The 21,558-nt window shown below is 38.8% G+C and carries 17 protein-coding genes; 5 read left to right on the forward strand and 12 right to left on the reverse strand.

Features of this window, described 5'->3' with window-relative positions; translation table 11 throughout:
- Positions 1-268 precede the first annotated feature (268 nt).
- The 6 genes from Q0R51_RS03085 to Q0R51_RS03110 form a co-directional block, all read right to left on the reverse strand.
- Positions 269-2,239 carry a fructose-specific PTS transporter subunit EIIC gene (locus tag Q0R51_RS03085; RefSeq protein ID WP_294756597.1) on the reverse strand — a complete coding sequence of 657 codons (1,971 nt, stop codon included), beginning with the start codon at positions 2,237-2,239 and terminating at the stop codon, positions 269-271.
- 16 nt (positions 2,240-2,255) lie between these two features.
- The gene (gene pfkB, locus Q0R51_RS03090; protein WP_294756598.1) at positions 2,256-3,170 is read right to left on the reverse strand and encodes a 1-phosphofructokinase; all 915 of its coding nucleotides are present in this window, start codon (positions 3,168-3,170) and stop codon (positions 2,256-2,258) included.
- Positions 3,170-3,925 (reverse strand): DeoR/GlpR family DNA-binding transcription regulator, encoded by a 756-nt coding sequence (locus Q0R51_RS03095; RefSeq protein ID WP_294756599.1) that lies wholly within the window; start codon positions 3,923-3,925, stop codon positions 3,170-3,172. Before Q0R51_RS03095 ends, pfkB begins: the two co-directional genes overlap by 1 nt.
- Before the next feature lie 161 nt (positions 3,926-4,086).
- Entirely contained in the window at positions 4,087-5,250 is a 1,164-nt protein-coding gene (gene eis / locus Q0R51_RS03100) for an enhanced intracellular survival protein Eis (protein WP_294756600.1), read from the reverse strand.
- Between the two features lie 256 nt (positions 5,251-5,506).
- The gene (locus Q0R51_RS03105; RefSeq protein WP_294756601.1) at positions 5,507-6,883 is read right to left on the reverse strand and encodes an MDR family MFS transporter; all 1,377 of its coding nucleotides are present in this window, start codon (positions 6,881-6,883) and stop codon (positions 5,507-5,509) included.
- Between the two features lie 47 nt (positions 6,884-6,930).
- Complete coding sequence (locus Q0R51_RS03110) at positions 6,931-7,380, reverse strand: MarR family winged helix-turn-helix transcriptional regulator (protein ID WP_294756603.1); 450 nt, start codon at positions 7,378-7,380, stop codon at positions 6,931-6,933.
- A 169-nt stretch (positions 7,381-7,549) separates the two neighbouring features.
- On the opposite strand from Q0R51_RS03110, the gene Q0R51_RS03115 reads away from it, so the two are divergent.
- Both Q0R51_RS03115 and add read left to right on the forward strand, forming a co-directional pair.
- Positions 7,550-8,905: a threonine/serine exporter ThrE family protein gene (locus Q0R51_RS03115; protein WP_294756604.1), complete on the forward strand. Its 1,356-nt coding sequence runs from the start codon at positions 7,550-7,552 to the stop codon at positions 8,903-8,905.
- A gap of 180 nt (positions 8,906-9,085) precedes the next feature.
- Positions 9,086-10,105, forward strand: a complete 1,020-nt coding sequence (gene add / locus Q0R51_RS03120) for an adenosine deaminase (RefSeq protein ID WP_294756606.1) — start codon at positions 9,086-9,088, stop codon at positions 10,103-10,105.
- A 98-nt stretch (positions 10,106-10,203) separates the two neighbouring features.
- On the opposite strand, the gene Q0R51_RS03125 is transcribed toward add, so the two are convergent.
- The 6 genes from Q0R51_RS03125 to Q0R51_RS03150 all read right to left on the reverse strand — a co-directional run bounded on the left by Q0R51_RS03125 (position 10,204) and on the right by Q0R51_RS03150 (position 19,404).
- Positions 10,204-11,649 carry an FAD-dependent oxidoreductase gene (locus Q0R51_RS03125; protein WP_294756608.1) on the reverse strand — a complete coding sequence of 482 codons (1,446 nt, stop codon included), beginning with the start codon at positions 11,647-11,649 and terminating at the stop codon, positions 10,204-10,206.
- A 69-nt stretch (positions 11,650-11,718) separates the two neighbouring features.
- Complete coding sequence (locus tag Q0R51_RS03130; protein WP_294756610.1) at positions 11,719-13,581, reverse strand: FAD-dependent oxidoreductase; 1,863 nt, start codon at positions 13,579-13,581, stop codon at positions 11,719-11,721.
- A 17-nt stretch (positions 13,582-13,598) separates the two neighbouring features.
- Positions 13,599-14,822, reverse strand: coding sequence for a nitrate/nitrite transporter (locus tag Q0R51_RS03135; RefSeq protein ID WP_294756611.1), 1,224 nt, complete (start codon positions 14,820-14,822; stop codon positions 13,599-13,601).
- A gap of 30 nt (positions 14,823-14,852) precedes the next feature.
- Positions 14,853-16,337, reverse strand: coding sequence for an FAD-dependent oxidoreductase (locus tag Q0R51_RS03140; RefSeq protein WP_294756612.1), 1,485 nt, complete (start codon positions 16,335-16,337; stop codon positions 14,853-14,855).
- Between the two features lie 209 nt (positions 16,338-16,546).
- Positions 16,547-17,452 carry a LysR family transcriptional regulator gene (locus Q0R51_RS03145; RefSeq protein WP_294756613.1) on the reverse strand — a complete coding sequence of 302 codons (906 nt, stop codon included), beginning with the start codon at positions 17,450-17,452 and terminating at the stop codon, positions 16,547-16,549.
- A 149-nt stretch (positions 17,453-17,601) separates the two neighbouring features.
- Positions 17,602-19,404 carry an FAD-binding protein gene (locus Q0R51_RS03150; protein WP_294756615.1) on the reverse strand — a complete coding sequence of 601 codons (1,803 nt, stop codon included), beginning with the start codon at positions 19,402-19,404 and terminating at the stop codon, positions 17,602-17,604.
- 198 nt (positions 19,405-19,602) lie between these two features.
- Here Q0R51_RS03150 and Q0R51_RS03155 point away from each other — a divergent pair, with 198 nt between their 5' ends.
- From Q0R51_RS03155 to Q0R51_RS03165, 3 genes are all read left to right on the forward strand, one after another.
- Positions 19,603-20,016 carry a cupin domain-containing protein gene (locus Q0R51_RS03155; RefSeq protein ID WP_294756616.1) on the forward strand — a complete coding sequence of 138 codons (414 nt, stop codon included), beginning with the start codon at positions 19,603-19,605 and terminating at the stop codon, positions 20,014-20,016.
- A 2-nt stretch (positions 20,017-20,018) separates the two neighbouring features.
- Positions 20,019-20,336 (forward strand): carboxymuconolactone decarboxylase family protein, encoded by a 318-nt coding sequence (locus Q0R51_RS03160; protein WP_294756618.1) that lies wholly within the window; start codon positions 20,019-20,021, stop codon positions 20,334-20,336.
- Between the two features lie 191 nt (positions 20,337-20,527).
- Positions 20,528-21,496 carry an asparaginase gene (locus Q0R51_RS03165; RefSeq protein WP_294756620.1) on the forward strand — a complete coding sequence of 323 codons (969 nt, stop codon included), beginning with the start codon at positions 20,528-20,530 and terminating at the stop codon, positions 21,494-21,496.
- Positions 21,497-21,558 lie beyond the last annotated feature (62 nt).

Below are 21,558 nucleotides of genomic sequence, written 5' to 3' on the forward strand. Positions count from 1 at the left end.
ACGGCAACTTTTTATTTAATTGCAGTAAAAAACCAAACTTACTTACAATTAATAACCATTATACACTAAAAACGAATTGCTTTAAAATAGCGTACCATTATAGTTATATTACAGTTTTATTGCTAGCAGCAGATAGTATTGCTGTTCCCGTTACTCTAAAAAGCATGCGCTTCTAAGGTAAGTAGCTAATTTAGCCAGAAAAAAAGCACTAGGCCAATTAACAGCTTAGTGCATATTTTTTATTTCTCAATAATATCTGAAGTCGAATTTATTTTTGATCCTGTTTGTCAACAGGCTTTTTCCACAAACCTAAAATGACACCTGCAACAATGGAGCCAATAATAGTAGCAACAAAGTACAGTAGAATATGGTTAGCAAGTGGAGACACCCAGAGACCACCGTGAGGTGCAGGAACACCAATGCGCCATATGCCCACTAAGGCACCACCAACAGCAGAACCAATGATGCATGAAGGCAGAACGTGTCCAGGATCAGCTGCAGCAAACGGAATTGCACCTTCTGTAATGAAGGAAAAGCCTAAAATCCAGTTGGTTAAGCCGGCGCGCCGTTCATCTAAAGTATATTTATTCTTAAAGAAAGTCGTACCAATCGCTGTCGCAAATGGTGGTACCATACCGCCAACCATTACGGCAGCCATCATTACAGCAGCAACAGTTGAATGTGGGTCGTTGGCAAAAGCACCAGAGGCAAAGACGTAAGCAGCCTTATTGAAAGGTCCACCCATATCAATTGACATCATGGCAGCTAAAATAGTGGTCAAAACAGCTAAGTTGCCCGTACCCATTTGGTTTAAGAAATTAGTAATGGCAAAGTTAACGGCACTAAAGATTGGGTTAACAATGTAGTACATAATCAGGGCTATGAAAAGCAGGCTCAAGATTGGGTAAATGAGCATTGGCTTCATCCCTTCAAGAGACTTCGGCAACTTGGCAAACAGTTTCTTTAAGCCGACTACTAAATAACCAGCAATAAATCCAGAAGCAAGTCCGCCTAAGAAACCCGCAGGTGACTTAGCATTAGTTACCACATTGGCAACATAAGCACCACCGTAGGCGCCACTATAGACTGTGGCCATAAACCCACCGACAAAACCGGGCATTAAAGCGGGCAGGTCACCGATTGATTCAGCGATGTAACCTGACAAAATTGGTACCATGAAGGCAAAGGCCATGTTACCAGCATTATTCAAGAAAATAAATGCAGGAGATTTAGGACCACCGGCATAGTTTTCCACAATAAAGGAAATTGCCATTAAGATACCGCCACCGATAACAAATGGCAACATGTGGGAAACACCGTTCATGAGGTTCTTGTAAATTGAACCCCAGACGCCTTCTTTAGCATTGTCACTATCATCGCTGCTCTTTTCACCGTTTGAATGGTAAACGCTAGCTTTAGAATTCAAAATGTTATCAATCAATTCGTCAGGTTTGTTGATACCATCAACAACGGGACGAGAAATTAACGGCTTGCCATCAAAACGAGGCATGTCAACTTTCTTGTCAGACGCAATAACAACCCCTTGAGCACGGCTAATCTCATCAGCGGTCAATTTGTCCTTGACACCTTCTGAACCATTGGTTTCGATGCGCACATCAACGCCACGTTTTTTACCGGCTTTGATTAAAGCTTCTTGGGCCATATAAGTGTGGGCAATACCATTAATACATGCAGTAACGCCGACAATTAAAGGCTTTTCTTCCTTCTTAATTTCACTGGTACTTGCAGCTTGCTGCTTTTCGGCTTTTTTAGCCTCATCCTTTTGCTGTTCTGCGTTTTCAAAAAGCTGGATCACTTCTTCCGGAGTTTGGGCTTTTTTGAGAGCATTAACCAGGTCAGGATCAATTAACAACCCGGACAATTTAGCTAAAGCTTGTAAATGAGTATTGTCAGCGCCATCTGGAGCAGTAATCATAAAGAATAAATGAACTGGTTGACCATCAAGCGAATTGTAGTCAATCCCCTTTTCGCTTTTAGCAAAAAGTACGCGCGCTTTGTTAATTGTCTTATTCCGAGCATGTGGCATCGCAATTCCATCACCAATACCGGTGGTAGATTCGTTTTCACGAGCCCAAATTGACTTAATGAATTCATCTTCGTCATTGACGATGTCGGTTTTGACCTCTAAGTCAGCCATTTCTTTAATGGCATCTTCTTTGTTAGTCGCTTTAAGCGCCATAATCATGGATTCAGGAGCCAAAATATCTTTAATTTTCATTTAAATTCTCCTCAATTTACGAAATTTCTTCAACATTAATTTGCGGCAGCACAGCATCAATCTGACTTTTAACGGCAATATCTTTAGTAAAGGCTGTGGCTGCACCACAAGCCATACCGATACGGAAACTTGCGGCCGGATCATTTGTTTTCACATAAGTGCCAACAAAGCCGGCTATCATGGAGTCTCCGGCACCAACCGAATTGACTGCTGTTCCAACAGCTGCTTTAGCATGATAAAAATGCTCAGGGGTTATCAAATAACCGCCCTGGCCAGCCATGGAGACCATAACATTTTGCGCACCCATGTCAAGCAATTTGCGCGCACACTCAAGCATCTCTTTATCAGAATTAAAAGTAGTATTAAACAAATCAGCTAGTTCATGATGGTTGGGTTTAATTACCAGTGGTTTGTAGCTCAAAGTATCGAGCAAAGCCTGACCGGTAGTATCAATCACGAAATCTGCCTGTGCTTCTTTAATACTAGGCAAAAGTTCTTTGTAAAAATCTACTGGTAAGCTGGGGGCTAATGAACCACTTAAAATTACTATGTCGCCTTTTTGCAAGTCATTTAGTCGCGCTTTAAAAGCAGTTATTTCCTGCTCTGTAATATTAGGCCCAGCGGCATTAATTTCCGATTCCTCCTCCGCGTGCACCTTCACATTGACGCGGGTCACATCAGAAATAGTAACAAAATCGTTAACAATGCGGTGCTGATTAAGTTGGCGTACCAGCTCCTTGCCAGTAAAGCCACCCACAAAACCCCAGGCAGTATTATCAATATCCAGCTGATTAAGTATTTGGGAAACGTTAATCCCTTTACCACCCGCCAAAAACGAGCAGTTTTGAGCGCGATTAACTTCACCACGGTTAACCTGCTTTAATTGAATTACATAATCCAAGGCAGGATTAACGGTAACCGTATAAATCATTAGCAAATCTCCTTCAGTTTAATTTTAGCAGGCAGTAGTTCTTTTTCTTTTGCACCTAACGCAGTAGTAAGAACTGTGACGTTTTTAACTTGGGCAAAAGTGGCAAAACTGCACTCACCAATTTTAGAAGTATCGGCCAAAATATATGTCTGATTAGCCTGAGCAATTGCTATTTTTTTAATTGCGGCTTCTTCAGTATCGGGTGTGGTTAGATTGCCATGGTAATCAAGTCCATTTGTGCCTACAAAACCGGCAGAAAAGTTCATCCCCTGCAGTTGCTTCAGAGCAGCTTGTCCCACTACCGCATGAGTATTTTCTTTGATTCGACCACCCAAAAGTATAGTCTCAATTCCATGGCTAATAGCACAAAGTGCGGTTTCTAAGCCATTAGTCACAACGGTTACTTGTGGAATATCAGCAATAAAAGGAACCATCTCATATGTTGTTGTTCCTGCATCAATAAAAATATAGTCATCTTGATGCACAAAATTTGCAGCAGCATATTGAGCAATCAGCTTTTTATCATTATGATTCATTGAAAACCGAATATGTTGCGACACATCATGAGTAAAACTTTTGACTGACTGGGCACCGCCATGCACCCGTTTAATCAAACCTTTTTCTGCCATTTGATTAAGATCTCGTCTAATGGTTGACTCTGAAGTTGAAGTTATTGAGCAGAGATCACTAACACGGCATAAACCATGCTGGTTCACGAAATCCTCAATCACTTTTTGCCTTTCAGGCGTTAACATATATTTCACCCCAGCGAGTATTTTATGCGCTTTGATAATTAAAAGCAATCATTTTCGTTCATAATTTGTCATTTTCCTGCAAAATCATTCATTTTAAGCAAAAAAATAGCAGTCGCATAATTTATGCAACTGCTACTTTGTTAATTAGAAACAATTTTCAGTTAAAAATAGTCGTAAAAACTCACTTTACCAGATAAAAATTCCAATTTACTGGAGCTTAATTTTTTTATTAATCCTAACTTTATTGCTTGCCTTAAAGTTAAATGGCCTAGTAAAACCTTCGTCCAGTTAGTTATTGACCCAGTAAAATCAGGTTTGGCACTGGTTTTAGCGCAACTGGTTTCACCAGAATTATTCACTAGATGCCAAACTCCGACATTCCACGGACAAATCCCATCCTCTGTAACTTCTAAATTGGCAGTTTTTTCACCAGCAAACTTCACGCTAGACAAAATTTCTCCAAAGTCAACAATTCTCGACATCATGTAAGGCCGGACACTAATGCCTAAGCCACTCTGATCAGGAAAATATTCCTCAAGCATTGAGTCTTCTGGTGCAGTAATTTCAAACTCAGTACAGGAAGATATATGACCACCAATAAAATTAAGCAATGCAGTAATGGCAGTCGCGTTTGTATAATAGATTTCGTCAACCTTAAATTTTTTGTTTACAAAATGATAAAACATATAGGCCTGAGGAGCCTGATTTTCATCAACATAAATTGCAACATATCTGCCAGGATAATATGTTTCGAGTCTGTGCCACCACCATTTTGCTCTAACAATCGTATTACGCTCCTCACCCGCATCAATTTGCTTTTGGTATAGCTTTATTATCAAACTACTTAATGTCGGATTACTCCAATTGCCTCTTAAAATTTTACCAGCCTGGGGTAGCTTGAAATACTTAAACATTGTAGGTTCAATACTATAGGTTTTTTGATAAATAGTATTTTCATAGCCATATTGCCGATAAAACGTTTCTGACCATGGTGCTAAATTAGATAGCGAAACACCTTCGTCATGAAGATCTTCCAGTATTTCTTTCATTAGCCTGGAAATATCTCCATGGCCGCGATTTTCCGGATATGAGGAGACATAACCAATTCCTGACATTTTAATTTGATGATCAAAAATCTGACTTGCAAAATGGATTGCCATAATATAACTTGCAAGTTTACCATCATGAAAAATGCCATAACTGTCACTGTGCTGATAACAACTCATAAAATTATTATCTTTTTTCAGATCATTAGTTTTTAAAAAAGCATATTGAGTTAAAGGGACAACCTCATCTAATATTTCATTAGTTTTATCTAGTTTCATTAGTTTTCATTTCCTCAGCTAATATCTATTTTTACGTGCTTTATAGAATAGTTCAATGTTTGCCAGCCAATTCCTAACTATAAGTAACCAGCAGTTTTATAATACCGTTTTCATAAAAATTGATCTAGCTTAAATTAATTGGTCAATGTCACTTTAACTATACACATAATTATCTAAGTAGAATAATATTATTTTGGTCTAACGTATAGGAAGGAATTATTTTAAACGGCTTATCACTTGAACTAATAAAAACTATTTAATTTTCTTTTTGAGGCAAAAATAGCGAACTGCAAAAGCCAATAATTGCAAAAGCCAGCATTAAAACAAAGCCCCAACGGTATCCAGTTGCTAGATTCGCAGTCGATGTACCACCTGCACACAAACTAATTACCAGCATTGATAATGCTGTGCCAAGTGAGCCACCTATTTGTCTGACTGTAGATGAACCCGCATTTGCATGTGCCGTCATGTGAGGTTCTACAACATTTATACCCGCAGTAAAAGTGGTCATCATGGTAAATGATATTCCCACCATACGTAGCGCGTAACATAAACTAATTAAAACAAGACTAGTATTGCTATTAAAAACAACCATTGGTAATGTGCCTAATAAAAGCATAGTAAAACCAAAAAGTGCCAATTTTTTAATACCAAACTTATCAAATAACGTTCCTGAAACCGGATTGCAAATGATCATTAATAGAGCCCCTGGCATCATTACTAAACCAGAAGTTAATGCACTCTCTTGTCTAGTAGTTTGTAAATATAATGGTAAAACTAATTCAATTCCTACCATTGAAATATTACTGATAGTACTTAGTAAAGTATCCAAGTCAAACTGTAAATTTTGAAAAACTCTAATATTAAGTAATGGTTTCCTCATATGTAACTGACGTCGACAAAATAACAAAATAATTAGTACACCAAGTGTAAAAAGAGCTGCTATTGCAATTGTAATTTTGCCAGTGTTCCCGATATCAGACAGGGAATACAAGATTAAGCCAAAGCCCAAAATAGATTCAATAAATGATATTAAATCAGTATTGCTTTTGCGCGGTTGAGTGATATTTTGAATACAAAAAACAGTACAAATAGCTACCAACCCACTGGCAATACTTAAAATAATAAAAAGCATTTGCCAGTCTGCATACTTTAAGATTAATCCCGAAATCGTGGGACCAACAGCTGGACCAAATCCAATTACCAAGCCAGTGATTCCCATTGCCATGCCTCTTTTTGCAGGAGGAAACATAATCAAAATGACGTTTTGAATAAATGGCATTAAACTACCGGCCGCCACAGCTTCAATAATTCTGCCGACTAGTAATGTGGCAAAATTAGGAGCAAAAATACAAATGACTGATCCCGTAAAAAAGATTAGCATCATTGTTAAAAAGTTCTGTTTCAACTTAAAGGATTCAAAGACCCAAGCTGACATGGGAATCATCAATCCCACGACCAATAAATAAGAGGTAGTAAGCCATTGAGCAGTGGATTGATTAACTTTAAACGTAGCCATTATTGTGGGGAGAGCGTTATTGAGAAAAGTTTCCGCTAGTAGCGAAACAAATGCTCCAAATAGTAAAACGGCCATCATTAAAGCTCTTTTTTTATTAGAAATATTTTTGATCATTTTAGTCCCTTCTTTAATGTAGCATGCTACATTTTTGCTAATAATAATTAGAAATTTGCAGAAATTTTATTTAAGACTTGTTCAAGTTCTGAAATTTCTTGCTTTGACAAGTCCTTAGTAATGCGCTTATTAATGTTTGTCATAATTGTCCGGATCTTAAAAATATTTTTGTCAATCAAATTAAAGCCTTTATCCGAAAGCTCTAACACAATTTGCCTTTGATCATTTTCTAAACGTGAAGTAACAATTAACTTATTTGCCTCTAAGCGCTTAACTATTCCTCGAATTGTAGGATGACTTAGCACAAATATATCAGCTACCTCTTTTTGCGTTATTTTTCTTTCTTTTGAATCATATAAATAAATCATCAAGGAAATTTGGGCACCAGTTAAAGAATAATCCCTGAAAATTTCACCGAACTCTTTGTTTAATTCTTTTTCAATCAATGTATTGGCAATTTTAATTTTAGGACCAATTCGATTTAGAAAAGCTGTCATTGTTACTTTACCTCAACTGAAATCTCAACACTATTATTGTCATACTGTAGTATACTACACTTTTTTATAATTATCACTTTTGCCACAATATATCTTGTCAAATTGGTTCAGCCACCAATATGGTAAAATTAAAACACTATACTAATAACAGAAAGGTCAAAAAGCAGTTATGAAAGACGAACAATCTCCAGCATCATATCCCAAGATTTCTAGTAAGCATCACATGAGAATTCACTGGAAACAGTTTTTTAAAAGCTCTGATGATACTTTAGTCAAGGATATTACTCTGGTAGAAAAAGGATCTTTAGTCGGCAGAATCGGTATAATGCTGCTGCAATGTGGCACTGGAGCCTGGCGTGTGCGCGATTCGATGAATACCATTGCACGGGCACTCAAAATTACTTGTTCAGCCGACATTGGCTTAGTAACTATCAGCTATACCTGCTTTGATGTTGATAACAAGTCATACTCGCAGACACTTTCTTTGCCAGCTACAGAAGTCAATATGAATAAGTTAAATGAAATGGAAGATTTTGTCCGCAAATTTGAAGCTGAAAATGGTCATTGGACAATTGGGGCGATTCATCATAAATTGAATCAAATTGAGCGCCATACTCAAAGCTATCCCCTAATTATTTCCGCTTTGAGCGCTGGTTTGGCATGTGCCAGTTTTATTTTTTTACTTGGTGGTGGTCTGCCAGAAATGTTCTGTACATTTTTAGGCGCTTTGATTGGTAACTATTTTCGTCAACTAATGGGTAAAAAGAAAATTACTCTTGTTGCCAAAATAACTGTCGGTGTAGCAGTTTCCTGCGCAGTGTATTTCCTTTGCTTTAAATTAGGAACAATAATTTGGTCTTGGAGTAGTAATCATGCTTATGGTTATATCGGCTCAATGCTCTATGTCATTCCCGGTTTTCCTTTTATCACATCTGGTCTTGATATGTCGAAACTTGATATGCGTTCAGGACTTGAAAGACTGGCCTATGCTATCTTAGTCGTTATGATTGCTTCAATGGTAGGCTGGGGCATGGCTACCATGCTCAACTTATCACCAGGGGCTATGCCAAAACTAAATCTTAATCCGGCTTTATTAACAATGCTTAGAATAATTGCCAGTTTTTGTGGTGTTTTTGGCTTTTCAATTATGTTTAATGCTAAATTATCAATGGCAACAGTTGCTGCCGTGATTGGTGCTCTGGCAAATACCCTGCGTTTAAGTCTAGTTGAATTTAACCATGTTCCAGCCGCTCTAGCAGCATTCATTGGGGCATTATTAGCAGGACTAATTGCCAGTTTTGTCCGTGATAAAGTTGGTTTCCCCCGTATTGCGATCACTGTTCCCGCAATTGTCATCATGGTTCCCGGCTTATACATGTATCGCGCTGTCTTTAATTTTGGCATTACTAACATTAATGTCGGTGCTTATTGGATTATGGATGCTTTGATGATTATTACTGCCCTGCCAATCGGCTTATTAACAGCCCGCATTTTAACAGATGCAAAATGGCGCCATTGCGATTAAAATACTTAATTGGAATTTTTAATTATTTTACCTAACTAGATTCTTAGTTAGGTATTTTATTAAAGAACATATTTGTTAATGCTCTTTAATTTGTTCGTTTTTTACTCTATTTTTATTATAAAAATTGTGCTAAACTAAAATAACAAATAAAAAACAAGAACATTGTCTAAGGAGGATTACATGAGTTCAGTCGTCACACCAGAATTTACACGGGGCTTGCCTAAAGCCGAATTGCATTTGCATATTGAAGGAACATTAGAACCTGAATTGAAGTTAAAGTTAGCCAAACGTAATCATGTGGATATAGGACAAACTACAATTGAAGATGTCCAAAAGACTTATAATTACCATGATTTGGCATCATTTCTAGCTGTCTATTATCCAGCAATGAATGTTTTACAAACTGAAGAAGATTTTTACGACTTGGCCTGGGCTTATTTAACTAAGGCTGCTGCCAACAATGTTCGACATGTAGAACTATTTTTTGACCCCCAAGCTCACACTAGCCGCGGCATCCCATTTGAAGTTGTACTCAATGGTCTTTATCAAGCTACTATTGATGCACGGGCATTAAACGTTGATGCTCACCTAATCATGTGCTTTTTACGTGATTTTTCTAAAGAATCTGCTAGAAAGACCCTGCAGGAAGGTCTCAAGTACCGTGATAAGATAATTGGCATTGGACTTGACTCTGATGAGCATAACAATCCGCCACTAAAATTTGCCCGCCAGTTTGAAGACGCAGTTGCTGCTGGACTGCACATCACTACTCACTGTGACATTGATCAAAAAGATTCAATTGAACATATTCGTCAGGCTTTAGAAATTATGGAAGTTGAACGGCTTGATCATGGCACCAACATTGTGGAAGACCCAGACCTGGTTGAATTAGCTGCCAAAAGACAAATTGGCTTGACTGCCTGCCCGCTATCTAACAGCTTTGTTTCACCAGAAATGAAGGGTAAAGAAGTAATCGAACTTTTGAATGCGGGAGTAAAAGTTTCCATTAATTCAGATGACCCTGCTTACTTCAAAGGCTACATCAGTGATAATTATTATGCTTTAGCACAAAAATTTGATCTGTCACAAGATCAAATCGTGCAACTTGCTAAAAATTCTTTTGAGACCTCTTGGATCAGTCAGCGCCAAAAGCAATTATATTTAGCTGAAGTAGACCAATTTGTAAAAGCAAACGCATAATTTAAGTTTTCAAGCAAAAAAAGGCTAACTCACATCAAAACGGGAGTTAGTCTTTTAATTTGGGATATTATTTTATTATTTTATTATTTTTGGCTTTTTTATTCCTTAGCCGCAATTGCTTTGATGGCATTACGACCTGAAAAGATACAATAACCTGCATGTGTACCAGGAACATTAACACCATAAGTATCACCATACAGAACAGCAGAACCGTCACCACCAATAGCATATAAGCCTGCAATAGGTCTGCCTTTAGTATCAAGTACTTCATTATTGATATTAACACGAAGGCCGTCACCAGTAGTATAGGCACCAACACCTAATTCAATAGCGTAAAATGGACCTTTGCCATCAACTGGCAACAAATATTTGGCCGGTTTATGAAAATCGGTATCTTCACCGTTTGCCGCCATCTCATTATAATGTTTAACGTAAGCAACTAAATTAGGAGTAGCAATTTCCTGAGCTAGTTCTTCCAGTGTTGCGGCCTTGTGCAGGTACTGGCGACCTTCTTTTTCGGCCTTGGCAATGTCATCACGCAAAGTCGGGTACCTGTCTTCTGGAACAAATGGCTTCATTGACCTTGGGTAAGATTTATCAGTAAAGTCATCCAAAATCTTTTGACTAAAGATGCAGAAGACCCGATCTTGGCGGTTCATTGAGTTGCCTTCGTTAGCCCAGTTCACAACAGCTGCACTTTCATCAACAAAACGCTCGCCTAATTCATTAACCCACATTTGCGGCTGGTCACAAACTGAACTCCAGATAGCTGTCCCCCATAATTTGAATGAAGGAACAGTCTTATCTTTTAGTTGGCCACCAAACATCATTGCCATTCCGGTAAAGTATTTTTTAGCGCCCAGCTTCCAGGCCAGTCTCAAACCGTCACCGGTATTTTTACCAGAGTTAACAGGAATAATGTTATCAGGATTTTGGTGAGGCGTACTTTCTAATAACTTTTGGTCGTTCAGATAACCACCTGTAGCCAAAACCACGTTTTTAGCAGTAACAACTTGAGTAGTTTTTTCTACTACATTAGTCAGAGTAACATCATAAGTGTGGTCAGCATTTTGTTTTAAGTCAGTTACTCTAGTTAAAGTAAGAATCGTGATGCCCTTTTTCTTAGCGTATGGCTCTAAGCCATTATGAATAGCATCATGACCCCTGCCTTTAAATAAATGCCAGGTCCGGGCACCGGAACCCAAGTTTGCTACCATACCAATTACGGCACCATGGTCTTCAAGCCAAGAAACGTTTTTACCAGCATTGTCAATATATTTTTGCCACATTTTACCGTCTGCCTTGTAATGCGAATAAGTCAGTTCTTCTTTAAGCAAATCTTCCTTGTTCAGAACCGCGTTATCCTTTTTTTGCAGTTCTGAATCGGCAGCAAAAACACCTTCGACATAGTTACCAGTGCCACCAGTTGTTTTACCTTTTTCAACCAGCAAAGTTTGCAAATTATTGTCAACAGCTTCATCTGCAGCCGCAAAACCGGCAAGTCCAGCGCCAACAATTACTACATCATATTTTTCTTGTGTCATATTCTCTTCCTCAAGTAAAAAATCATGCACAAATCAGTTTTTAAAATTTATACCTGATTTTATATAAAACTATTTACCGGCTTTAGCAGTTTCAGCTGCATCAATCCCGGCTAACCTACCAGAAATATAAGCAAAGCCTAAAGTACCACCTTCAAAATCAACATAAGCCTTGCCATACATTCCAGATGCATCGGCACCAGCTACGTAAAGGTTAGGCACAGGTTCGCCTTTTGCAGTTAAAGCATGCATTTTTTCATCAATTGTGGCACCGCCAAGAGTTCCCAGGTTACGGGCAATAAATTTCACAGCGTAAAATGGTCCGTTTTCAACCGGAATCATTCTCTTGGTATCAGAGAAGAACAAGTCATCTTCACCCTTCTTCTTAGCGTTATTGTATTGCTCAACCGCTTTTTGCAGATTTTCTTTGTTAACACCCATTTTTTCAGCTAATTCAGCAATTGTATTACCAATAAATACAACATTAGTTGAAGCCAGCTTATTTAATAGTGCAGTAAAGTCTGTCTTTTCGTGTTCATGCTTAATATTTTCTTCAGTATCAGTTGGATAATTAAATTCCATATAGAACTGGCGATGGTTCTTCCACTTGCCATAGTGATCTTCAATTGCAACTGTGCCGCCTTCTTTGATCTTATCGAGCATTGCCTGATCAAAGATAACGAATTCAGTTTGTTGCGGTTGTTCTGACAGTTCAGCACCATGAACAGCAAAGTCTAACGCGTGGGTTTCACTGGCATAACGCTGGCCGCGATTATTAACGCGCAAGTTCGGAAAGTCTGCCAGTGCATTAACAGGCATCCAGTTGGGGCCGACAAGTTTAGCCATATCACCAATATCTTTATTACTAAATGTTTGCCAGAAGTAATGGGTTGAGCCGTTAATATGATGAGCAGTTCCTGCATCCCAGGCCATATTCAAACCGTCACCGGTATTTTGCAAAACCTGCCCTTGTGTGCTGACATCACCCAGGTATTCCTTACGCATTTCAGGGTTGCCGCCAAAGCCACCTGTGGCAATAACAACTTTCTTAGCGTTAACGTGGAGCGTTTCTTCATCACTTTCACCAATTAAACCAACAACTTTGTCATCATCTTGCAGCAGTTTTTTGCCAGCAAAGCCAAAGTACATCTTACCGCCAATTGACTTGAATTTTTCAATCAATTTAGTTACTGCTTTAGTGCCGCCTTCTTGATAGCCATGAAGGGTAGCAGGCATGCCAATATGATCATAGCTGCCACCAGTACCAGCATCAACCAATTTCATAATCGCGCCGTTTTCATTTAACCAATCAACGGTCTTACCTGATTCATCGATAATGCGGCGCACAAGAATTGAGTTCATATAGCCTTGAGAAGCGTCCATGTATTCGTCATAAAGCCACTTCTTAGAAACGACTGCATCTTGGTCTTTTTGTTGTTGACTGTCGCCGGCAAACATTCCTCCGGCAAACGTACTTGCGCCAAGTGGAGAAATGGTTTTTTCAAATAAAGCAACGCTTGCGCCATGTTGCCGTGCAGCTAAAGCAGCTGCCACGCCAGCACCACCGGCACCAACAACAGCGACATCAACGTCAATCGTTTCTTCCTTCTTACCGGCATTTTGACTACCATTTTCTTTAAGAGCATCATAATCAACACCGGCTTTATCAAGGGCTTCTTTTACACCCGCAATAATCCCGCGAGAAGTTTCGGAAGCTCCAGAAACGACATCAACATCAACTGATTGCTGGTCAACAATCTTTTGGGCCATCTTCTTAAATGCATTGTCAGCCAAACTGTCTGGTGCATATTTATCCAATGGTTTGACATTAACGATTTTATCTGTGTCAACCTCAACTTCAAGGTTAATTTGACTTTCTTTACCTTGACCCGAGCCAGTGTATTTGCCCGGATTTGCAGTTATTTTTTTGGTCATTACAAAATTCCTTTCGTTTATTTACGTGGACGACTACCATTTGCATCTGGCAGAATCCCAATGATAATAGCGGTGATTGCGAAAAATGTTCCTTGAATCATAAATGTTAATTCATAGTTTCTACCAGCAATTAAACCGATTACGGTTGGAAGACAAGATGAAAGAAGTAGTGAAACTGTACTTACAAGTCCTCCAGCACTACCGGCATATTTAGGACCTACTTCAGGGAACTGAATCGGCATGGAGTTCATAATTGGGCCAGTCATGGCACCAAATAGGCCACCAAGAATTAAAGCAATAGTTAGCGGCAAACCTAAAGGTATGAACCAAGTCATTGCCATTAAAAAGCCACCTATAAGGGTAAAGACAATCATTACCGGCTTAGCCTTTTTAGCTTTGTTGATCAATCCAGGCCCAAATAATGAGCCGCACAAACTACCAATAGTTGCAATAGCTGCTATCATACTACCTGCAGCAGGTGTCATACCACGAGCAGCAAAGGCTTGTGGCAAAATACCGGAAAAGCTTTCACTGGCAGCAACACCTAAACCACCAGCAAGACCAACTAACCAAGTCTTCTTGCTGCGTGCTACAACTTTAAAGTACTTCATTGCTGATTCAGGCTTAGCCTGTGGAGCCTGAGCCTGAACTGGCGGAACCTCTTCACCTTCAGGCTTCTCTTTAACAAATAAAATCCAGCAAACAGTTAATATTAATAAAAGTGTAGATGAGAAAATATAAGCTGCTTTAACGCTTGGGAACATGTGAGAAGTTAATTGCGTTAACATGATACCAATACTTGCTGATGCAAAGAATACTCCCATAGCCAGTTTAGTATCTTGTTTAAACCATATACCAAATATCTTTAAGGCATTGGCACTCAGAAGTGCCATATAAACACCAAATAGCAGCAACATAATCATCATCGTAGCAAAATTAGTAGCGATTATACGACCATAAGCACCAATAAGTGAAACAAAACAACCAAAAGTAACAATTTTCTTAGCACCATATTTATCTCCCAGTGATCCAGCAGGAATACTGAGGAAAACTGCGACAAACATTGGAGCCATTAGTAAGCTTTGGAATTGTGCCGGTGCAATATGTAAAGCCGGCATAACTTGTGTAGCTAAAGCAGAAATTTGATACTGGATGTAACTGCTAGTAGCATCCATCAAAGATATAATAGCTAAAATTACCCATCTGTAACTAGAAAGCTTAGGTAACTGTTTTTCATCCATAATAAATTAAAACTCCTTTTGTGATTAAAACTAATTTTCAGCGGCATATTGTCCAGCTAAACGGCCGAACGTTTGAGCATGGCTGCAAGTAAGACCTGGAACACGGTCTGGGTAACTGCCCCAGAAGAAACCACCACTGGCATTACCAGCCGCATACAAATGAGGAATCGGCTTACCCATCTTATCAATTACTTCCATCTTGGTATTAATACGCAAGCCATCTAGTGTTGCCAGCAGGCGGCCACCCATAATAACACCATAGTATGGCGCTTTATCTACTGGGAATAATCTGAATTTTTCTTTACCAAAATCAGTATCAACGCCTTTTGCACACATCTCGTTATAGCGTTTAACACTGTTAACCAAGTTATCTTTTGGTAAGTTCAATTTTTCAGCCAATTCTTCAATGGTATTGGCTTTTTGAACCATACCATCATCAATTCTGCGTTGAATCTCAGCCTTATTTTCTTCAGTATTGTAAATACCAGGCCAGCCTAAACGTGAGCAGCCTTGAGTCTTGAACTGGGCCAAGTGATCCATAGTATCTTCTGACCAAATTTGTGCTTCCAGGTATCCCGGCTGCTTGGCCATTGCATTAATATCAAATTGGTAAGGCACACTTTCGTTACCAAAACGTTCACCGTTCAGGTTAACTTTAAGCATTGGGTATGCACCCATCCAGAAATAGCCGGGACCCTTAAAGTCAATTTGATAATGTTCTTCAGCATTGGTACCAACAGGAACAGCACCACGGTCAAAAATAATTTCTGCAGGTTCTTCATCGCGGGCTGCTCCCACTTTCAAACCGGCAAGAATACCTGAACCGTCATCACGTGGACCGTCAGAATAAACGTTCTTCTTGTAGCCAAGCGGATCCCACTTCTTCATTAATTCAACGTTGCCGCCATAGCCACCTGTACAAATAATGACACCCTTGGTAGCCTGATATTCGGTTTTTTCACCGCTATCACGAGCGCTGGTAATCACACCGGTTACCGCACCGCTATCATCAGTGACGAGTTCTTCAAGCTTAGTATTGTATTTAAGAGTTACTCCTAACTCCTTAACTTTATCAATCACCCAATCACCATAATGAGCCCAACCATTGTCAGGTGTTGCAATTGCAAGTTCAGTGTTAAAAGCGGTGTTAACAACTGTTTCATAGTAAGCATCCTTTTGCGGTCTCAAGACGCCACCATTTGGTTTTAGAATGTTATCTTCCAGCCAGTTCGCTGTTTCATCAGCATGATTTGCCCAGGTCCAAAGTAGACGCTCATCAACATTATCTTGGAAAAATAAAGTTAAAAAGTTCATTAATTTAGCTTTATCAACCTTAATACCTGCCCGTTTTTGAGCATTACTATTCAGAGCGGCAAAGAAAGACCGGTAGAGAAATTGTGAACTGCCCTGTTTATCAATTAACAGAACTTTAGCTCCTTTTTCTGCCGCGGCACATGCTGCCATACCACCGGCATTACTGGCACCGGCGATAATTACATCATAAGTATTTTCCATTTTTGTCCCTCACTTTTTAAAACTAATTTCTCAATCGCTTACATGATACTATGAGTCAAGTGATTCTTTTCACGCATTTCAGAATTGAAGATTACAAAATGGAATGTATAACATTGTTTCATAATTTTTTGCTCAAGAAAAAATACTTACAGTAACAACAATCAGATGCCTACTGCAAGTATTATTTAAATAACTTAATTTTACTAAAATTATTTTTTTACTGGTGAATATTCTTTAATTGTTTCCCTTAAAATCTTAACAACTTGATTTAAAACAGATTCATTTGTAAAAGATTCCATATATGCAATACCATATGGAGATATCTCATGATAATCAATAGGAATATACGATACATCTTTGGCACTACCATCAACGATAAAATTAGGTAGTACCCCATAACCCCAGCCTGCTTTTACATAAATGTCCATAGCTAAAAAGTCTTGCACAAATTTTATATGATCCATCCCCATATTATTGATAAGAATGTCCTGATACCTCATCTGCACATTTAAAGAACTATTGGGATCTAGTAAAAAGATATTAGTATTCTTTAGATCTTTTAAAGTAATTAGTTCTTTTTCAGCTAAAGGCGAACCCTTGGGACATGCCAAAACAAATTGTCCTTGAATTAAGGGCTTGAATTTAACATCCGCAACTACCTCAACATCATCTCTTGCAATGGCACATAAATCAACGTGATGGTTGAGAAGTTCCCCAATAGAATTATTAAGTACAAAAATAAATTGGACGTTGAGATTACTGCCAGATTCCCGCAATTTACGTAAAAAGATTGGTAAAATTTTTTGCTCCAGCGGAGTATCACAAACTCCAATTCGCAACAATGTTTCCGGGTCATTTTTTTGACTCTGTAAATAGGCAACGGTGTAGTCCATATCGTCTACAACATTTCTGGCAACATGATAAAAATATTTGCCTGCATTAGTGAGAGAAATACGATGATGCGCGCGATTAATTAAGGTAACGCCAATAGTATTTTCAAGATCCTTAATATTTTTGGAAACTGCTGACTGGGAAAAATTTAGTCGTTCAGCCGCGATAGTGAAACTCGAATTATCAACAGCTTTGATAAAACATCGTAATTGCGTAAAATTCATTTTTTGATTACCTCATTAAAAGCCTTAGTATTGTTTATGTATATATTATAACCAAAAACATTTATTATAAAAACATAGATTTGTATTGCACAATTTGATTTAGTGTATACAAAAAGACCATTTAGCGCAAATGGCCTTTTTAAAAACAGTTACTTTATCTTACTTAACGCATCATTGACCGCATCTTTTAGACCGCGCGATGAGCTTGAGGCACCACTGACTGCATCAACATCAACGGTATTTTCCTGAACCATTTTGGCAGGTAAACTCTTGATAGCTTTCAAGCCATAGTCATCCGACTCAGCTTGTTTCAAAACTTCAATATTCTTCAAGTTCTTTTGCTCATCAACAGTTACCCGGACAACTATTTCATCACCCATACCTTTAGTTGATTTACCAATATATTGGTTTTCTCCTGTTTCATAGGTTTCGTGTTTAAGATCCGAAGTTAAGTGCTTTTCAGGCATAGTAGCACCACTTGCTGCATCAGTAGTTGCAGCAGCTTTTGGCTTAGCAGCATTTTCTCCAGCAATCTTGCCCCAAATTAAGCATTCAGCCAAGTTATTGCCACCTTGATATTGGTTAGCACAGATACCGCCAAGTTCACCAGCAGAATAAAGATTAGGAATTGCTTCACCTCTGGTATCTAAAATTTCGGCATTCTTATTTCTTCTAGGACCACCTTGCGTATTGAGCATAGTTTGTTCTAGTCTGACAGCATAAATTGTGTTACCAGTAAATGCACGTAAAGTTGCTGGCTCTCTTCTAAATTCGGGATCATCTTGCTTTTGACATGCTTGATTGAAACGATTGAGGGTGTCTGACAATACTGCCGGTGCAACCCCAATTTTATCGGCTAATTCGGAAACAGAGTCAGCTTTGATAACATTTTCTGTGTATGGTTTATAATCGCCAATAATTTTATCGCTATCTAATTCATGCTTTTTAGTTTCATCAAAAATCAAGTATGGGTGCTCTTGATTTAACGGCACTTTCCATTGACCATGATTCTTGATATGGCCGTGGCGGTTTTCTTCAGTTTCATTAAAGTATCTGGTACCGTCATCACCGATAACAAAGGCACTACCGCTAGAAACAACTTCATTTTGAGGCCCTAACATTAAGCGACCGCGTTGTCCCGCTGGTACCGCAAAAGCCATACCATGAAGCAGACCTAAAGACTCATAATTATGTAAATGCCAAAAATCAGCGCCAGCTTCCAGGGCCATTCTCAGACCGTCACCTTTGTTGTAAAGGGTGCCTAAAGGTGCAAGTCTTTTGGCGCCAATAAAGTCTTCAATCATTCTTTGATTATTTTCAAAACCACCGGTAGTCATGACAACACCATTTTTAGCCTGAACTTTGAGCAGCTTACCATCACGCTTAATCACTACGCCGTAAATCTTTTTAGTTTCCGGATCTTGAATTAGTTCTTGAGCAGGCGTGCTGTACAAAACATCAATTTTGTCTTGTCGTTTTACTACCTGCTCTTTTAAAATCTGCCATAAGGAAGCATCAAACCAATGTTTAGTGACAGTGGTGAAATCATAGGACTCTGAACCTGGAAATTCCGGGAATTCCCTGAAAGCATAACTTTTGTCAGGGGCATATTCCTTAGCACTATTTGGTTTAACACCTAAATATTTAGAAACATATTCAGGAATGTGTACCATCCCGTCGACATAAGTATCAATCATCTCTTCGTCAAGTTCCATTGGCGCCGTTAGTTTCTGATAATACTTTTTTAACTCATCAAAATCGTTACCAGTACCAATTAATTGGGCAGAATACCGGGTATTACCACCTTCGTGCCCTTCAGGAGCTGCATCAACCAGCAGCACTTTAGCGTCATGATCAGCCGCAAACCGAGCAGCAGTGGCACCAGCACCGCCAAATCCTAAAACAACAACATCATAATTTGCATCCCATGCAAAATCTTTATGATAAATCATATAAATCTCCTTAATATAAATCGCTTTCATTTATCAAATTAATTTTATCACATTACATTTTTCCAATATATACTATTCAAAAAACAATAGTCATTATTAATAAAACTCATTGAACCCATCTGTTAAAATAACTTGACTTAAAGTTTACGTTAAGGATTAAAGTAATCTTATTAAATCAAATATAAAGGAGTTAAAAAAATGGACGATCATAAAAGTGATGTGCAAAATGGTATTTTTGCTTTAGGTGCCAAAAATACTGCTTATCAAAAATATTTTAAGGGTCAAAGCTACCAGCAAAGTTTAGTCAGTGATCCTGATATTAATGTCAGCGTCTCAAATGTCAGTTTTGAACCCGGTTGTCGCAACAACTGGCACCAGCACATTGGCGGCTTTCAAATTTTATTAGCTACTGCTGGTGAAGGCTGGTATCAAGAAGAAGGTAAGCCGGCACGCAAACTGCACCCAGGAGATGTCGTCGTAGTTCATGACAGCGTCAAACATTGGCACGGCGCTACCAAGAACAGTTGGTTTGCACATATAGCTATTACTGCGGGAACGCCTAAATGGTTGGAACCTGTTACAGATGAAGAATATGAGAAACTGGAGGACTAAAAATGAAAAAACAAACTGCTGGTAGAGATAAATTAGGTGATTTTGCACCTAAATTTGCAGAATTAAATGATGATGTTTTATTTGGTGAAGTTTGGTCAAGAGAAGATAAATTATCTGCACGCGACCGTAGCTTAATTACCTGTGCTGCATTAATGGCACAAGGCGCTTTTCCCCAACTTAAATCACATATGATTATGGGCAAAAAGAACGGTATTACCAAAGACGAAATGGTGGAGTTGATTACCCACCTGGCCTTTTATTGCGGCTGGCCTAAAGCATGGTCTGCATTTGATCTGGCGCAAGAGGTTTTCACTGATTAAAACTTTTAACATAAACGGCTAGTCTGTTTGCTCATATGACGGCCAAAGTTGTCTTAAATTTGAGGGTCATATCACTGCTTCGTCCGGCTGCTTTTTTATGTCAAAAAACTTTGTCCTTTAAAGGTGTCAGCAGCTGAAAATTTATGTTACTCTTGATGGGTAATAAAAGAAATTACGGGAGTAAAACGATCATGAGCAAAAAAATTTTAATTTTACACACTGGTGGCACCATTTCAATGTCAGAAGATGAAAATGGCAAAATTAAGCCCAACAGTCAAAATCCATTGGCTGATTTACCTTTAAATGTTGATGATGACGTGCAGTTAGTTACAGAAGAAATTTTTAATTTGCCCTCGCCCCATATGACTCCTGAGCGCATGTTGCAACTTTCTTTGCGTATCCGCCAAGCTGAGGCAGAAGGCTTTTTTGGCGCAGTTGTAACCCACGGCACCGATACTTTGGAAGAGACAGCCTTATTTTTAGATCTAACTATCTCCAGCAAAATGCCTGTAGTAGTGACCGGAGCCATGCGTTCTTCTAACGAAATTGGCAGCGACGGCCTGTACAATTTCAGGACTGCAATTATGGTGGCCAGTTCTGCTGCTTCCATTGGCAAAGGCGTTGTAGTAGTCATGAATGATGAAATTCATCCAGCCCGTTATGTCACCAAAACTCATACCACCAACGTAGCTACTTTTCGGACAGCCACTTTTGGTCCAATTGGCGTTGTGTCTGAGGGCCACGTCAATTATGTGCAAACCATTAACCCGCAACAACATTTACCTATTGATCATGTCATTTCAAATGTTTATCTGGTGAAAGCCTATGCTGGTATGGGACCAGAAATTTTGCAGGCCTTAGACAAACCGACAACTAAAGGAATAGTTATTGAAGCTTTAGGTGCCGGCAATATGCCGCCTCAAACACTGCCAGCACTGCAAAAATTGCTCGATAACAATATTCCGCTAGTACTGGTTTCACGCTGCTTTAACGGTATCGCCGAACCGGTCTATGATTACGAGGGCGGCGGCGTCGGTTTAGCCAAAATGGGTATTATCTTCTGCCGCGGCCTTAATGGGCAAAAGGCCAGAATTAAACTTTTAGTAGGCTTAAGTGCCGGACTTCATGGTGAACAATTAAAGAAATACATTAATAAATAAAATATGTGTTACAACCAGTTGCATAAGTAGCTGGTTTTTTACTTGCAAAAAATGACAATTAT

Source organism: uncultured Lactobacillus sp., assembly GCF_946477725.1.
Classification (GTDB): Bacteria; Bacillota; Bacilli; order Lactobacillales; family Lactobacillaceae; genus Lactobacillus.

What these genes read in the sequence shown, in the direction of transcription:
- Q0R51_RS03095 (WP_294756599.1), bottom strand. Translation starts at nt 3,925, where the DNA reads ATGTTAACGCCTGAAAGGCAAAAAGTGATTGAGGATTTCGTGAACCAG.
- Q0R51_RS03140 (WP_294756612.1), bottom strand. Translation starts at nt 16,337, where the DNA reads ATGGAAAATACTTATGATGTAATTATCGCCGGTGCCAGTAATGCCGGT.
- Q0R51_RS03155 (WP_294756616.1), top strand. Translation starts at nt 19,603, where the DNA reads ATGGACGATCATAAAAGTGATGTGCAAAATGGTATTTTTGCTTTAGGT.
- eis (WP_294756600.1), bottom strand. Translation starts at nt 5,250, where the DNA reads ATGAAACTAGATAAAACTAATGAAATATTAGATGAGGTTGTCCCTTTA.
- pfkB (WP_294756598.1), bottom strand. Translation starts at nt 3,170, where the DNA reads ATGATTTATACGGTTACCGTTAATCCTGCCTTGGATTATGTAATTCAA.
- Q0R51_RS03145 (WP_294756613.1), bottom strand. Translation starts at nt 17,452, where the DNA reads ATGAATTTTACGCAATTACGATGTTTTATCAAAGCTGTTGATAATTCG.
- Q0R51_RS03135 (WP_294756611.1), bottom strand. Translation starts at nt 14,822, where the DNA reads ATGGATGAAAAACAGTTACCTAAGCTTTCTAGTTACAGATGGGTAATT.
- Q0R51_RS03115 (WP_294756604.1), top strand. Translation starts at nt 7,550, where the DNA reads ATGAAAGACGAACAATCTCCAGCATCATATCCCAAGATTTCTAGTAAG.
- Q0R51_RS03150 (WP_294756615.1), bottom strand. Translation starts at nt 19,404, where the DNA reads ATGATTTATCATAAAGATTTTGCATGGGATGCAAATTATGATGTTGTT.
- Q0R51_RS03130 (WP_294756610.1), bottom strand. Translation starts at nt 13,581, where the DNA reads ATGACCAAAAAAATAACTGCAAATCCGGGCAAATACACTGGCTCGGGT.
- Q0R51_RS03165 (WP_294756620.1), top strand. Translation starts at nt 20,528, where the DNA reads ATGAGCAAAAAAATTTTAATTTTACACACTGGTGGCACCATTTCAATG.
- add (WP_294756606.1), top strand. Translation starts at nt 9,086, where the DNA reads ATGAGTTCAGTCGTCACACCAGAATTTACACGGGGCTTGCCTAAAGCC.
- Q0R51_RS03085 (WP_294756597.1), bottom strand. Translation starts at nt 2,239, where the DNA reads ATGAAAATTAAAGATATTTTGGCTCCTGAATCCATGATTATGGCGCTT.
- Q0R51_RS03160 (WP_294756618.1), top strand. Translation starts at nt 20,019, where the DNA reads ATGAAAAAACAAACTGCTGGTAGAGATAAATTAGGTGATTTTGCACCT.
- Q0R51_RS03125 (WP_294756608.1), bottom strand. Translation starts at nt 11,649, where the DNA reads ATGACACAAGAAAAATATGATGTAGTAATTGTTGGCGCTGGACTTGCC.
- Q0R51_RS03110 (WP_294756603.1), bottom strand. Translation starts at nt 7,380, where the DNA reads ATGACAGCTTTTCTAAATCGAATTGGTCCTAAAATTAAAATTGCCAAT.
- Q0R51_RS03105 (WP_294756601.1), bottom strand. Translation starts at nt 6,883, where the DNA reads ATGATCAAAAATATTTCTAATAAAAAAAGAGCTTTAATGATGGCCGTT.